Source organism: Streptomyces sp. NPDC033966 (assembly GCF_055575955.1).
On sequence record NZ_JBVIRQ010000005.1, the window covers coordinates 141072 to 155363 of the forward strand.

General features: G+C 74.3%; 14 protein-coding genes. 1 reads left to right on the top strand and 13 read right to left on the bottom strand.

What is annotated here, in order from left to right; genetic code table 11:
• Positions 1-47 precede the first annotated feature (47 nt).
• The 6 genes from ACZ518_RS15760 to bldG form a co-directional block, all read right to left on the bottom strand.
• Positions 48-245: a hypothetical protein gene (locus ACZ518_RS15760; protein ID WP_469113605.1), complete on the bottom strand. Its 198-nt coding sequence runs from the start codon at positions 243-245 to the stop codon at positions 48-50.
• Between the two features lie 126 nt (positions 246-371).
• A complete protein-coding gene (locus ACZ518_RS15765) occupies positions 372-1886 on the bottom strand; it encodes a DUF7059 domain-containing protein (RefSeq protein WP_469113606.1) in 1515 nt (504 codons plus the stop codon).
• A 184-nt stretch (positions 1887-2070) separates the two neighbouring features.
• Positions 2071-2634: a small secreted protein gene (locus ACZ518_RS15770; protein ID WP_469113607.1), complete on the bottom strand. Its 564-nt coding sequence runs from the start codon at positions 2632-2634 to the stop codon at positions 2071-2073.
• Between the two features lie 172 nt (positions 2635-2806).
• Entirely contained in the window at positions 2807-5209 is a 2403-nt protein-coding gene (locus ACZ518_RS15775) for a sodium-translocating pyrophosphatase (protein ID WP_469113608.1), read from the bottom strand.
• A gap of 277 nt (positions 5210-5486) precedes the next feature.
• Positions 5487-5927: an ATP-binding protein gene (locus tag ACZ518_RS15780; RefSeq protein WP_469113609.1), complete on the bottom strand. Its 441-nt coding sequence runs from the start codon at positions 5925-5927 to the stop codon at positions 5487-5489.
• Between the two features lie 103 nt (positions 5928-6030).
• Positions 6031-6372, bottom strand: a complete 342-nt coding sequence (bldG, locus tag ACZ518_RS15785) for an anti-sigma factor antagonist BldG (RefSeq protein WP_007264942.1) — start codon at positions 6370-6372, stop codon at positions 6031-6033.
• 82 nt (positions 6373-6454) lie between these two features.
• Here bldG and ACZ518_RS15790 point away from each other — a divergent pair, with 82 nt between their 5' ends.
• Positions 6455-8902 (top strand): DEAD/DEAH box helicase, encoded by a 2448-nt coding sequence (locus tag ACZ518_RS15790; protein WP_469113610.1) that lies wholly within the window; start codon positions 6455-6457, stop codon positions 8900-8902.
• Here ACZ518_RS15790 and ACZ518_RS15795 read toward each other — a convergent pair.
• The 7 genes from ACZ518_RS15795 to ssd form a co-directional block, all read right to left on the bottom strand.
• On the bottom strand, positions 8874-9356 hold the full coding sequence (locus ACZ518_RS15795) for an Rv3654c family TadE-like protein (RefSeq protein ID WP_469113611.1): 483 nt from the start codon (positions 9354-9356) through the stop codon (positions 8874-8876). The genes ACZ518_RS15790 and ACZ518_RS15795 overlap by 29 nt on opposite strands.
• Positions 9353-9730 (bottom strand): TadE family type IV pilus minor pilin, encoded by a 378-nt coding sequence (locus tag ACZ518_RS15800; RefSeq protein ID WP_469113612.1) that lies wholly within the window; start codon positions 9728-9730, stop codon positions 9353-9355. The genes ACZ518_RS15795 and ACZ518_RS15800 overlap by 4 nt, the downstream gene beginning before the upstream one ends.
• Positions 9717-9914 (bottom strand): DUF4244 domain-containing protein, encoded by a 198-nt coding sequence (locus tag ACZ518_RS15805; protein WP_469113613.1) that lies wholly within the window; start codon positions 9912-9914, stop codon positions 9717-9719. The genes ACZ518_RS15800 and ACZ518_RS15805 overlap by 14 nt, the downstream gene beginning before the upstream one ends.
• Positions 9915-9985: 71 nt before the next feature.
• On the bottom strand, positions 9986-10762 hold the full coding sequence (locus ACZ518_RS15810) for a type II secretion system F family protein (RefSeq protein WP_469113614.1): 777 nt from the start codon (positions 10760-10762) through the stop codon (positions 9986-9988).
• Positions 10762-11646 carry a type II secretion system F family protein gene (locus ACZ518_RS15815; protein WP_469113615.1) on the bottom strand — a complete coding sequence of 295 codons (885 nt, stop codon included), beginning with the start codon at positions 11644-11646 and terminating at the stop codon, positions 10762-10764. The genes ACZ518_RS15810 and ACZ518_RS15815 overlap by 1 nt, the downstream gene beginning before the upstream one ends.
• Positions 11643-12791, bottom strand: coding sequence for a TadA family conjugal transfer-associated ATPase (locus tag ACZ518_RS15820; RefSeq protein WP_469113616.1), 1149 nt, complete (start codon positions 12789-12791; stop codon positions 11643-11645). The genes ACZ518_RS15815 and ACZ518_RS15820 overlap by 4 nt, the downstream gene beginning before the upstream one ends.
• Positions 12788-13912, bottom strand: coding sequence for a septum site-determining protein Ssd (ssd, locus tag ACZ518_RS15825; protein ID WP_469114001.1), 1125 nt, complete (start codon positions 13910-13912; stop codon positions 12788-12790). The genes ACZ518_RS15820 and ssd overlap by 4 nt, the downstream gene beginning before the upstream one ends.
• Positions 13913-14292 lie beyond the last annotated feature (380 nt).

Below are 14292 nucleotides of genomic sequence, written 5' to 3' on the forward strand. Positions count from 1 at the left end.
CGACGTCGGGTTTCACACCCCGCCGGAGGCCGTCGCCGGGAGCTGCCTCAGAAGCGCTGGAGGCACCAGACGCCGAGGGCCAGGGAGCCCGCGCCGGCCAGTACGGCCAGCGGTACGGCCACGACGGGGCGCACGCCTTCAGCCACCGGCGCGCGATGTCGGGCGCGCGCCCCCGTCCAGACCAGCAGAGCGGCTCCGAACAGCAGGAACACGGCTGCCGCGAAGATCGCCGGACCGCGTTCCATGCCGTTCCCCTTACCCCTCGGGCCGCTCGGGGATCCCCCCGGATCCCCCGCTGCCCGGGAGCCTGCCACCCGAGGGGGTACAGCAGGCGAACCCCGGGTTACATCACGGCGCCGGCCACCGCCGGGCTACTCGGCGGGACCCTGCACGGGCTCCAGGAACCCCTGCTCGACCAGCATCCGGATCGCCTCCGGGGTCCGGTCCCGCAGGACGACCGGATCCTCCTCCACGAGCTGCGCGATCGCGTCCAGGATCCGGCCCGCGCTGAGTGAGCCGTCGCACACACCGGCGAAGCCGGCGCCGACCGTGTCCACCTTGGTGGCGCGGCGCATCCCCCGGTTCTGCCGGAGCACCACGTGCTCGGGGTCCTCCGCGCCCGGCGCGCCGACCTGCTCCTGCACGACCTCCGCGGTCAGCCGGAAGTACCCCGCCAGCAGGGCCGCGTCGTCGTGGTCGCGCAGGTAGTCCTGGCGGGCGAAGTGCGCGAGGACCGCTGCGCCGAGCGGCTGCTCCACCGAGTGCGGCCACTCCTCGACCACGATCGAGGGCTCGGCCGCGTCCGTGCGGCGCAGGGTGATCCAGCCGAAGCCGACGGCCTTGGTCTTGCGCGCGTCGAACTCGTCGAGCCAGTCCTCGTACCTGGCCGCGTACTCGGCCGGATCCGTGCGGTGGTCGCCCGCGTCACGCAGCCACAGCTCCGCGTACTGCGTCACGTCCTGCACGTCACGCTGCACGATCCAGGCGTCGCAGCCGCGCGGCACCCAGGAGCGGACCCGGTCGCGCCAGTCCTCCCCGTCCACGTGCTGCCAGTTGCCGAGGAACTGCGCGTACCCGCCCGGATTGAGGTGGGACCCCGCCTGCTGGACCAGGGTCCGGCACAGGTCGTCGCCGCCCATGCCGCCGTCCCGGTACGTGAGCCGCGCGCCGGGCGAGATCACGAAGGGCGGGTTCGACACGATCAGGTCGTACGTGGCGTCCCCCACGGGCTCGAACAGCGAGCCCGCGAGCAGTTCGGCCTCCGGCGCCCCGGAGAGGGCCAGCGTCAGACGGGTGAATTCCAGGGCGCGCGGGTTGACGTCGGTCGCCGTGACCCGGGTGGCGTGCTGGGCGGCGTGCAGTGCCTGGATCCCGGATCCGGTGCCGAGGTCGAGGGCCGAGGCGACGGGGACCGGGACGGTGATTCCGGCCAGGGTGGTGGAGGCGCCGCCGACGCCGAGCACCACGCCCTCCTCACGGCTGCCGATCCCCCCGGCGCCGCCGACGGCGCAGCCGAGGTCCGAGACGATGAACCAGTCCTCGCCGTCGGGGCCGCCGAACGGGCGTACGTCGACGGTGGCGTGCACCTCGTCGCCCTCCCAGCGCAGCCAGCCGTCGGCGATGGCCGCCTCGACGGGCAGCGCGGCGGCGGCGTGCACGTACGGCTCCGGCTGCTGGAGCAGGAACAGCCGGATCAGGCTCGCGAGCGCGTCGTCGCCCGCGCCGCGGGTGGCGCGCAGGGCGGGGACCGTCTCGCTGCGGGCCAGCGCGGCGTAGGCGGGGGCGCCGAGCAGGTCGAGCAGTCCGTCGGCGGTGAACCCCGCGGCGAGGAACGCCTCGCGGAGCTCGGCGGCGTGGTCGGGCTTGGGAAGGCTGGTGGTACTCACCCGACCATTGTGGCCGCTGGGGCCGACATTCCGTACGAGCCCCGGCGCGGCAGGGCTCGCGCCGGAGCCCCGGTACGCCTGGTCCCGGCATGCCGCGGGCGGCCGGATCCGGTCGGGATCCCGGCCGCCCGTAACGCCCGTGGCGCCCGTAACGCCGTGCCGCGCGGCGCGTGCGGCGCGGAGGTCAGCTCTTCTCGGGCGTCGCGACCTGGCAGCCCTTCTGGCTGTAGATCACCTTGAGGCCGGTCGAGTTGAGCTTCTCCTTGGCGGCCGTCTCGTTGGCCGCGACCTCGGTGAGCCCGCCGGCGACCCCCTGGAGGCCCTCCGCGAACTTGCTCTGGTCCTTCGGGTCGAGCCCGTCGATCTTCGTCTTGAGATCGGTGTAGCTCTTGGAGATCTCGCCGTAGCTCTTGACCACGGAATCCGCCGCGGCCTTGCCGTCCTTGACGGGCGGCTCACCGGCCGAGGTCAGGGCGCCGCCCATGGACTTGTAGGCGTCGGAGAGGCTCTGGAAGGCCGCCGAGTCGGTCTTCTGGACCTCGTCGGGCTTGCTGCTCGTGGAGGCGACCCGCTTCAGCTCGTCGTTGGTCGTCTTGATCTTGGTGAGCTCGGGCTCCCACTTGTCGCAGACCTTCTTGGCCCAGGCCTCGGCCTTCTTGTCGCCGTCGTCCTCCCCGCCGCCGCAGCCGGACAGGACGAGCATCAGTACCGCACCGCCGGACACCGCGGCCGCAAGCTTCTTGTTCACCGGATTGGTCCCTTCGAAGGCTCTCGGCCGGAAGATACACGCCCACCATCAGGGCACGCACAAAGGCGGACAGACGGCGCGTCAGTCCGCGCCGCCCGTCCGCCGTTCGGGCGCATCTTCGAGCCGGTCCGCCCGCGGGGCCGCGGGAGCCGGGCTCAGGGGCCCCGGAGCGTCAGGAGACCACCGCCGGATCGGCCGGCTGGGTCACCCGCTCGGCGCCGGTGCCGCCGCCGTCCTCGCCGACGGCGATGCCGCGGCGCTTGGAGACGTACACGGCGCCGACGATCACCGTGAGCGCGACCACCGCGACGACGGCCCGCACGGCCGCGCTGGTGTCCGGGCCGTAGCTGAACTGCACGACCGCGGGGGCGATCAGCAGGGCCACCAGGTTCATGACCTTCAGCAGCGGGTTGATGGCCGGGCCCGCGGTGTCCTTGAACGGGTCGCCGACGGTGTCGCCGATGACGACCGCGGCGTGGGCCTCGCTGCCCTTGCCGCCGTGGTGGCCGTCCTCGACGAGCTTCTTCGCGTTGTCCCACGCGCCGCCGGAGTTGGCGAGGAAGACCGCCATCAGGGTGCCGGTGCCGATGGCGCCCGCCAGGAAGGAGCCGAGCGCGCCGACGCCGAGGGTGAAGCCGACGGCGATCGGGGTGAGCACGGCGAGCAGACCGGGCGTGGCGAGCTCGCGCAGCGCGTCCTTGGTGCAGATGTCGACGACGCGGCCGTACTCGGGCTTCTCCGAGTAGTCCATGATCCCCGGGTGCTCGCGGAACTGGCGGCGCACCTCGTAGACCACGGCGCCCGCGGAGCGGGAGACGGCGTTGATGGCCAGGCCCGAGAACAGGAACACCACGGCCGCACCGAGGATCAGGCCGACCAGGTTGTTGGGCTGGGCGATGTCGAGGCTGAGGTTCATCTCCCCGGCCTTGGCACCGACCTCCTTGACCGCGCCCGTGATGGCGTCGTTGTACGAGCCGAAGAGCGCGGCCGCGGCGAGGACCGCGGTGGCGATGGCGATGCCCTTGGTGATGGCCTTGGTGGTGTTGCCGACCGCGTCCAGGTCGGTGAGGACCTGGGCACCGGCGCCCTCGACGTCGCCGGACATCTCCGCGATGCCCTGGGCGTTGTCGGAGACGGGGCCGAAGGTGTCCATCGCGACGATGACCCCGACGGTGGTCAGCAGGCCGGTGCCGGCCAGGGCCACCGCGAAGAGCGCCAGCATGATCGACGTGCCGCCGAGCAGGAAGGCCCCGTAGACGCCGAGGCCGATGAGGAGCGCCGTGTAGACCGCGGACTCCAGGCCGACGGAGATGCCGGCGAGGATCACGGTGGCGGGGCCGGTCAGCGAGGACTTGCCGATGTCCCGGACGGGACGGCGGTTGGTCTCCGTGAAGTAGCCGGTCAGCTGCTGGATCAGGGCCGCGAGCACGATGCCGATGGCGACGGCGACCACGGCGAGGACGCGCGGGTCCCCGGTGTGGTTGGAGATGGCGGCGTCCTCGACGCCGACGAGCTCCTTGTAGGTGGCCGGCAGGTAGCTGTAGACGGCGATCGCGACGAGCACGAGGGAGATCACGGCGGAGATGAAGAAACCGCGGTTGATCGCCGTCATCCCGCTGCGGTCGGCTCGGCGCGGGGCGACCGCGAAGATTCCGATCATGGCGGTGATCACGCCGATGGCGGGCACGATCAGCGGGAAGGCGAGGCCCAGGTCACCGAAGGCGGCCTTGCCGAGGATGAGCGCGGCCACGAGGGTGACGGCGTAGGACTCGAAGAGGTCGGCCGCCATCCCCGCGCAGTCGCCGACGTTGTCGCCCACATTGTCGGCGATGGTCGCGGCATTGCGCGGATCGTCCTCCGGAATGCCCTGCTCGACCTTGCCGACCAGGTCGGCGCCGACGTCGGCGGCCTTGGTGAAGATGCCGCCGCCCACGCGCATGAACATCGCGATCAGGGCGGCGCCCAGGCCGAAGCCCTCCAGGACCTTGGGGGCGTCGGCGGCGTAGACCAGAACGACGCAGGAGGCGCCGAGCAGGCCCAGGCCGACCGTGAACATGCCGACCACGCCACCGGTGCGGAAGGCGATCTTCATGGCCTTGTGGGCCACGTCGGTCAGGTCCTTGGCGGGTTCGCCCTTGGCGGGGGTGGCCTCGCGGGCGGCCGCGGCGACGCGGACGTTGGCGCGGACCGCGAGGCGCATGCCGATGTAGCCGGTGGCGGCCGAGAAGATCGCGCCGACGAGGAAGAAGGCGGAACGTCCCGCCCGCTGCGTCCAGTCGTCGGCGGGGAGCAGGAAGAGCAGGAAGAAGACCACGACGGCGAAGACGCCGAGGGTGCGCAACTGGCGGCCCAGATAGGCGTTGGCGCCTTCCTGGACGGCTGCCGCGATCTTCTTCATGCTGTCGGTGCCCTCGTCGGCGGCGAGGACCTGGCGGACCAGGATCTGCGCGACGACGAGCGCGGCCAGCGCGACGCCCGCGATGACGAACACGATGACGCGGTTGTCATCGGTGAGTACTGCGGCTGCCAGATCATGGGCGCGATCCGGTGCGATAGGGGTGAAGAGCCCCGTCATTCGTCCTCCTTGACGTGATGAGCTCAAGATGTGGACGGATTGTAGGGAGCGCGACCTGATCAAAACAGTGCGCGTGAAACGGAATTGGCGCGCTCTTGCTCCTCAGCAATAGATCACGTCACTCCATTACCCCCGAAAGAAGTAATGGGGCAAACCCATTGACGGTTGATCAGCGATCTAGAAGATTTCCCGGGAAAACGAAAAAGGCCCTGCTCAGCAGGGCCTTGGCAAAGATCCGAGGAATTAACGAAGATCGGAAAATAGGGCTGGGAGGGTGCTACGGAAGATCGGTCGCCGCCGCGACGGGCCAGCTCATCCGGATCGTTCCGCCCGATTCCCCACTGGTCACCGACACGTCGTCGACCAGCCCGCTGATCACCGCGAGCCCCATCTCGTCCTCCCCGTCCGCGTCCGGGTCGAGGACGGCGGCGATGCCCGGCACCGCCTCCGCGGAACCGCCGGCCGGCCCGGGCACCTCGTCGCCGACCTCGATGGAGAACGACTTCTCCTCCTCGGTCAGCACGACGCGCACGGGCGCGGTCAGGCCGTTGCTGCGGTGCAGTCCGACGGCACGCGAACAGGCCTCGCCCACGGCGAGGCGGACCTCGTCGAGGACGGCCTCCTCCACCCCCGCCCGGCGCGCCACGGCGGCCGCGACGAGGCGGGCCGTCCGAACGTGTTCGGGCTGGGCGCTGAAGCGCAGTTCAACGGTGGCCATGTGCGTCCCCCTCGGACTACGGGCGTGCCTTGACAGGGGCCCGGACCATCCATGGCCCGGTACCCCCGCTCCTCGACGGCTCCTCGGTATCAGGAGCCGTTCGTCAGTCGGTGGCCTGGACGGCGTCCTCCACCGAGGTGTGGATCGGGAACACCTTGGTCAGACCGGTGATCCGGAAGATCTTCAGAATGCGCTCCTGGTTGCAGACCAGACGCAGCGAGCCCTCGTGCGCGCGGACGCGCTTGAGGCCTCCCACGAGCACACCGAGGCCGGTGGAGTCGAGGAAGTCCACTCGCTCCATGTCGACGACCAGGTGGTAGCTGCCGTCGTTCACCAACTCCACCAACTGCTCGCGCAGCTTGGGCGCGGTATACACATCAATCTCGCCACCGACCTCTACGACCGTGCGGTCGCCGACAGTGCGAGTCGACAGGGACAGGTCCACGGATCCTCCAGCACCTTGCTATCGAGCGGCGCCCCCCAGGGGCCTCCCCACCCGAAGGTAGGGGAGGGGATCGGCTGCCGCGATGGCATTCAATCACTTACCGGCAGGCGCGCACGACGCCTTGGGACCATTGTCCCGCACGCCAGTGACACACTCGGTTCCAATGGCCAACACTCACCGCCCCGGTCCGCCCACGGCACCAGCCGATCCACGACCCGCTCCCGGCACGGTCCTGGACCGCCTGTCACGGGGGCCTTCCCGGGCTGCGCGCATCACCCATACGGAGCACTTGCCCCCTCGGGAGGGCCGTCATGCGGTCTGGCCCCATCGCATCCGAACGGATGTCGTAGCCGCGATCCGGGACGCGGGGATCGACCATCCGTGGGAACACCAGGCCGCGGCCGCCGAGCACGCCCTGGACGGCGAGTCCGTGGTCGTCGCCACAGGAACCGCCTCCGGGAAGTCCCTGGCCTACCTGGCCCCCGTGCTGTCCGCCCTCGCGGACGGCGCCGAGGCGCCGAACGGGCGGGGTGCGACCGCCCTCTACCTGGCTCCGACCAAGGCTCTGGCCGCCGACCAGCGCCGGGCCGTCCGGGAACTCGCCGCCCCCCTGAAGAACGCCGTGCGCCCGGCCGTGTACGACGGGGACACCCCGGTCGAGGAACGCGAGTGGGTGCGCCAGTACGCCAACTACGTGCTGACCAACCCCGACATGCTGCACCGGGGCATCCTGCCCTCCCACCCCCGCTGGTCCTCCTTCCTGAAGGCGCTGCGCTACGTCGTCATCGACGAGTGCCACAGCTACCGCGGGGTGTTCGGCTCCCACGTCGCCCAGGTCCTGCGGCGGCTGCGCCGGCTGTGCGCGCGCTACGGCTCCGAACCGGTCTTCCTGCTGGCCTCCGCCACCGCCAGCGACCCGGCGGCCGCCGCGTCCCGGCTGACCGGCGTGCCGGTCACCGAGATCACCGACGACGCCTCCCCGCGCGGCGAGGTCGTCTTCGCCCTGTGGGAGCCGCCGCTGACCGAGCTCAAGGGCGAGAAGGGCGCCCCGGTGCGCCGGACCGCCACCGCCGAGACCGCCGAACTGCTGACCGACCTCGTCGTGCAGGGGGTGCGGACCGTGGCCTTCGTCCGCTCCCGGCGCGGAGCCGAGCTGATCTCCGTGATCGCCCAGGAGCGGCTCGCCGCGGTGGACCGGTCCCTGCCCCGGCGGGTCGCCGCCTACCGGGGCGGCTACCTGCCCGAGGAGCGGCGGGCCCTGGAGCGGGCCCTGCACTCCGGGGAACTGCTGGGGCTGGCCGCGACCACCGCCCTGGAGCTGGGCGTGGACGTGTCCGGCCTGGACGCCGTGCTGATCACCGGCTACCCGGGCACCCGGGCCTCGCTGTGGCAGCAGGCCGGGCGCGCCGGACGCTCGGGGCAGGGCGCCCTGGCCATCCTGATCGCCCGGGACGACCCCCTGGACACCTACCTGGTCCACCACCCCGAGGCCCTGTTCCGCCAGCCGGTGGAAGCCACCGTGCTGGACCCGGACAACCCGTACGTCCTGGCCCCGCACCTGTGCGCGGCCGCCGCCGAGCTGCCGCTGACCGAAGCCGACCTGGACCTCTTCGGCCCCGCCGCGCGCGGGCTCATGCCCCAGCTGGAGGCGGCGAAGCTGCTGCGGCGCCGGGCCACGGCCTGGCACTGGACCCGCCGGGAGCGGGCCTCGGACCTGACCGACATCCGCGGCGGCGGGGGCCGCCCGGTGCAGATCGTGGAGGCCTCCACCGGCCGGCTGCTGGGCACCGTCGACGAATCCGCCTCGCACACCGCCGTCCACGACGGCGCCGTCCACCTCCACCAGGGCCGCACCTACCTGGTGAAACACCTGGACCTGGAGGATTCCGCCGCCCTGGTCGAGGAGGCGAACCCGCCCTTCTCCACCACGGCCCGCGACACCACCTCCATCTCCATCCTGGAGACCGAGACCGAGATCCCCTGGGGCGCGGCCCGGCTCTGCTTCGGCTCCGTCGAGGTCACCAACCAGGTCGTCTCCTACCTGCGCCGCAAGCTGATCACCGGCGAGGTGCTCGGCGAGACCAAGCTCGACCTGCCGCCGCGGACCCTGCGCACCCGGGCCGTGTGGTGGACGGTGACCGAGGACCAGCTGGACGAGGCCCGGATCGGCCCGGAGATCCTCGGCGGCGCCCTGCACGCCGCCGAGCACGCCTCCATCGGCCTGCTCCCGCTGTTCGCCACCTGCGACCGCTGGGACATCGGCGGGGTCTCCGTCCCGCTGCATCCGGACACCCTGCTGCCCACGGTCTTCGTGTACGACGGCCACCCGGGCGGCGCCGGCTTCGCGGAGCGGGGCTTCCGGACGGCCCGGGCCTGGCTGACCGCCACCCGGGACGCCATTGCCGCCTGTGAGTGCGAGGCGGGCTGCCCCTCCTGCATCCAGTCCCCCAAATGCGGCAACGGCAACGACCCCCTCCACAAGCGCGGCGCCGTACGCCTCCTCACCCGCCTCCTCTCCACGGCCCCCTGACCGCCGCCCCGCCGGGCTCCCCGCCGGGCTCCCCGGCGGGCTCCCCGGCGGGCTCCCCGGCAGGCCCCGACGGGGAGACCACCGGCGGCCCCGCCCGGGCGGCGGCCTCGGGGGTGAAGGGACCGGCCCGGACACCGGCCCGGACCTCGGCCACCTCACCGCCGACCCCGCAGGCTGCCAGCACCGCCCCCTGGGCCCCGGCCACCCTCCGGGCCGCCGCACAGGCCCGCTCGGGGCCGTGCGCCCAGCTCGCGGCCGCCGCCAGGGCCGCCAGATCGGCAGCCGCGCCGGCCCGGTGGCGGGCCACCACCGCCTGCCCGAGCAGCAGCACACCCCCGAACACCGCCACCAGCACCGCCGCCACCACGGTGGCCCACACCGTCGCGACCCCCCGGTCCCGCCCGTCAGACCACCCCCGGCCCCGGCCCCGGCCCCGGCCCCGTTCCCGGCTCATGGCGGCGGCCCCACGCTGTCCTCCGCCAGGGCCACCGCACGCGCCCCGAGCCGTACCGGCAGCCCGCCCGGCCCCGGCGCCGGAGCGGCCACCCGGACCCGCCACAGGTCGCCGGAACGCTCCACCTCCACCTCCGCCCCCGCCGGAGCGGCCTCCCGGGCCGCCGCCACCGCCGCCGCCACGGGCTCGGACCGGGCCGCCGCCCGGGCACCCGCCCGGGCGGCGTCCACACACCGGATCTGCGCGGCCGCCGCCATCAGCGCCCACACCAGCAGCGCCGCGAACAGCACCAGGGCCGGAATGACCACAGCGGCCTCGGCCGTCACATAACCGCGATCACCGATTCCCGGCCGCTTTCGCTCAGAAGGGCGCATCGAGCGCCTTCCCGATGGTCGACTGGAGTGCCGCCGACACCACATCGCTCGTCACGACCTTGTAGAGGACCGCCGCGAACGCACACGCCGCGATCGTGCCCATGGCGTATTCCGAAGTCGACATTCCCTCATCACCCCCACGCCCCTTCAGTACCGCCCGCAACCGAATCCGGATGATCCTCATGACAACCTCCTGTGGGATTACGCTCTTGATCTGATTTCAGTTTTTGATTCCATTGGGCCGGCCGATGCGCATCACCGCTGCGACAGCAGTCCCGAGGCCATTCCGATCACCACCGGCGCCACCCCGACCGCGAGGAACGCGGGGAGGAAGCACAGCCCCACCGGAGCGGTGACGAGCACCGCCGCCCGCTGCGCCCGGGCGCCCGCCCGCCGGGAGCGGTCCGCCCTCAGGGCCGCCGCCAGGCGGGAGACCGGCTCCGCGGCCGGCGCCCCGGTCCGCGCGGCACGCTCCAGGCACTCCGCCAGCCCCCGCGCCCCGGGCATCTCCGCCAACCTCCCCCACGCGGCGCCCGGTTCGCCGCCGAGTCGCAGCTCCGCACCCGCGAGCGCCAGCCGCTCCCCCACCGGCCCGCCCAGCGACTCCCCCACCACCTCGGCCGCCTCCACCGGGCCCGCCCCCGCCGCGAGACAGGCCGCCAGCAGGTCCGCCGCGAACGGCAACTGCCGCTCCGCCTCCCGCGTGTCCGGCCCGCCGGCCGGCCGGGCCCGCGCGAGCAGCCGCCGCACCGCGAACGCCGCCCCGCACCCGACGAGGACCCCCGGCACCCCGCCGACCAGCACCCAGCCCGCCAGCAGCGCCCCGGACGGACCCGCCCAGGACAGCGCACCCGCCCGGACCCGCGGACCCCACAGCGGCCCCCGCCGCACCGGCCCGGCCCGGAAGAGCACCGCGGTCCGGCGCCGGACCACCCGCCGTCCCAGCCGCGCCACCACCGCCGAGGCCGGCCACCACACCAGTGCCGCCGCGCACAACGCCGTCCCCAGCCTGTGGACCACGGAGCCGTCCATCACCGCTCCCCCGTCCGCACGATCCGCCGGCACCACAGCAGCCCCAGCACCTCCAGCAGCCCGCCGGCCAGCAGGCAGCCCCACCCGACCGGGGAGTGCAGCAGCACCCGCAGCGGATCCGCTCCCAGCGCGGTGCCCATCAGCAGACCCACCAGCGGCAGCAGCGCGAGCACCACCGTCGTGGACCTGGCCCCCGCGAGCTGGGCCCGCAGTGACTCCTCCCGGTCCCGCTCGGCCCGCAGCGCCCCTTCCAGCCGGTCGAGTCCGGCCGCCAGGCCCGCTCCCCCGTCCACCGAGACCCGCCAGCAGGCCGCCATCCCGGCCAGTCCCCCCGCACCGGGCTCCCGCGCCGCCTGATGCAGGGCCGCGGCCACGTCCCCGCCGAACGCGGCGGCGGCCAGCACCCCCGCCTCCGCCGCCCCGGGACCGCCGGGACCGGCCGCCGTACGCCGTATCGCCACGGTCAGCGCCCTGCCCGGCTGGGCACCGGCCCGCAGCTCCCCGACGACGGCCCCGCACAGCTCCACGACCCCCGCGGCACGGGCGGCGCGCGCCCGCTCCCGCTCCCTGGCCCGCAGCCAGCGCCGCAGCAGCGGTACCGAGGCCGCGCCGAGCAGCAGCGGGATCACCGACCCGCCCGCGGCGGCGACCAGCAGCCCGGCCGCCAGCCCGGCGCACTCCCGCCACCGCGCGGCCCGTACCCGCAGCGCGGCCGCCAGCCGCCGTCCGGGAGCCGGCGCGCCCGGAACCAGCGGCCCGCCCCCGGCCAGGACCAGCCGGGCCCGCCGGGGCTGCCGCTCACCCCCGGCCAGCCCCCAGGCCGCCGCCCCGGCGCACAGCACCCCGGCGAACACGGGCACCGACCCGAGCGCCCCGGCGTTCACCGCGCACCTCCCAGCAGCGGGGCGAGCCGCGCCCAGCCCGCCTCCCGTACGAAGCCGCGGGCGCCCCAGCGCAGCGCGGGGACGGTGACCACCAGCCCGGCCGGATCCCGCTCCAGCACGTGCACCTCGGCCACCCGCCGCCGCCCGGACCGGTCCCGGACCAGGTGGACCACCAGGGTCAGCGCGGCCGCCAACTGGCTGTGCAGGGCGGCCCGGTCCAGCCCGGCGGCCGTCCCGAGGGCCTCCAGCCGGGCGGGCACGTGCCCCGCGGCGTTGGCGTGCACCGTGCCGCAGCCCCCTTCGTGCCCGGTGTTCAGGGCGGCGAGCAGGTCGGCCACCTCCGCACCCCGCACCTCGCCGACCACCAGCCGGTCGGGCCGCATCCGCAGGGCCTGGCGGACCAGGTCGGCGAGGGTGACCAGCCCGGCCCCCTCCTGGTTCGCGGGCCGGGTCTCCAGCCGCACCACATGGGGGTGGTCGGGGCGCAGCTCGGCGGAGTCCTCGGCGAGCACGATCCGCTCACCCGGCCCGACCAGTCCCAGCAGGGCGCTGAGCAGGGTGGTCTTCCCCGTCCCGGTCCCGCCGGAGACGAGGAACGACAGCCGGGCCTCGACCACCGCCCGCAGCAGCCGCTGTCCGCCCGGCGGCAGTGTCCCGGCGGCGACCAGCTCGTCCAGCGTGAACGCCTTCGGCCGCACCACGCGCAGCGACAGGCACGCCGATCCGACCGCCACGGGAGGCAGCACGGCGTGCAGCCGGGTGCCGTCGGGCAGCCGGGCGTCCACCCAGGGCCGGGCGTCGTCCAGCCGCCTCCCCGCGACGGCGGCCAGCCGCTGGGCCAGCCTGCGCACGGCCTCGGCGTCGGCGAAGGCCACCGGGGTCAGCTCCAGCCCGCCGCCCCGGTCCACCCACACCCGGTCGGGGGCGGCCACCAGCACGTCGGTGACGGCGGGGTCGGCGAGCAGCGGCTCCAGCGGCCCCGCGCCCACCAGCTCGGAGCGCAACTCGGCCGCCACGCCCAGCACTTCCGCGTCCCCGAGGAGCCGCCCCTGTGCCCGCAGGGCCGCCGCGACCCGGGCGGGCGTGGGCTCGGCCCCGCTCTCGGCGAGGTGCTGGCGCACCGCGTCCAGCAGCACCGCGCTCATGCCGACACCCCCTGGGCGGAGCCGAGCGCCCGCCGCCAGAAGCCGTCGCAGAAGCGGGCCAGCGTGCCCCGCGCGCCCGGCGGTTCCCCCTCGGCCACCCTCCCCGGAAGCCCCACCTCGACCGGCACCTCCCCGGCCAGCGGCGCCCCCAGCAGCCCCGCCACGGCTTCGGCGTCGAGCCCGTCGGGACAGCGGCCCCGCACGACCACGCGGACGTCCCGGGCCACCATGCGCACCCCGGCGGCGACCCGCCCCGCCGCGGCCACCGACCGCAGCTCGCCCGGCACCACCAGCAGCACGAGGTCCAGCTGGGCCAGCACCTCCGCCACGGCCTCGTCCACCCGCCGGGGCAGGTCGACCACCACGACGCCGCCCCGCCTGCGGGCGGCTGCCACGACCGACCTCATCGCGGCGGGCGGCACCACCACCCGCTCCCCGCGGTCCCAGCTCAGCACCCGCAGCGCGTGCAGCTCGGGCAGGGACTCCTCCAGCGCCCCGGCCCCGACGCGGCCGCGCGAGGCGGCGAAGTCCGGCCACCGCAGCCCCTCGGCGCTCTCGCCGCCGAGCAGTACGTCCATGCCCCCGCCGAGCGGGTCGGCGTCGATGAGGATGGTGCGCTCGCCGCCCTTGGCCGCCCGGACGGCGAGCGCGCAGGCGAGGGTGGACGCCCCGGCCCCACCGCTGCCGCCGATCACCCCGACGGCCAGCGCGGGCCTGCCCGCGCCCTCCACCACGTCGGCGATGCGGTCGACGAGCATGCCCTCGGCGTCGGGCAGGCGCAGGACCTCCTGGGCGCCGATCTCCACCGCCCGCTGCCATACGAAGGGGTCGTCGAGGTCCCGGCCGACGAGGAACACCCCCTCCCGGCGCGGCGCCCCGCGCACCCGGCGGGCGGCGTCGTCCCCGACCAGCACCAGGGGCGCGGAATCCCACCCCGTACCCCCCGGCCCGGCTCCGCCCCGCTCCGGCACCGCGTGGTGCACGTACGGCTCGGCGCCCGCGGCGGCGCACAGCCGCAGCAGGTCGTCGAGGAGCAGCGGGTCCTCGGTGATGATCAGCGGCCGTCCGCCACCGGGCGGGGTGCCCTCGGCGCGGCGGGGCCCTCCCCCACCGGCCACCACGGGTGCCTGCGCTTCACACGACTTCGATCCAGCCACGATCTCCGCCCCCTTCTCACTGCAAATCCACTCGCCGCGGACTTCGCGGCTGGAATCACGGTGGAGGGATCCGGAAAAAGAAGTGGATCTTGCTCGAAAACTGTGGACAAGAAGGCGCCTGTGAATAACTCCGCCACACCATCAGGTGAGTTCCACAGCGCTGCGGAACCACTACGCAGCGTTACGAGTCTAGAGGGGTGAAGGCCTGTGCCAGGCGGGCCCGTCGATGAGGGAGGGCCGAGATGATGGTCGCCGAAGACCGGATGAGGGGACGCGAACCGCGTCCGGACATGCGACGACCCCCGCCGGGGGGGAGAGCGGGGGTCGTCCCCACGGTCCGACTC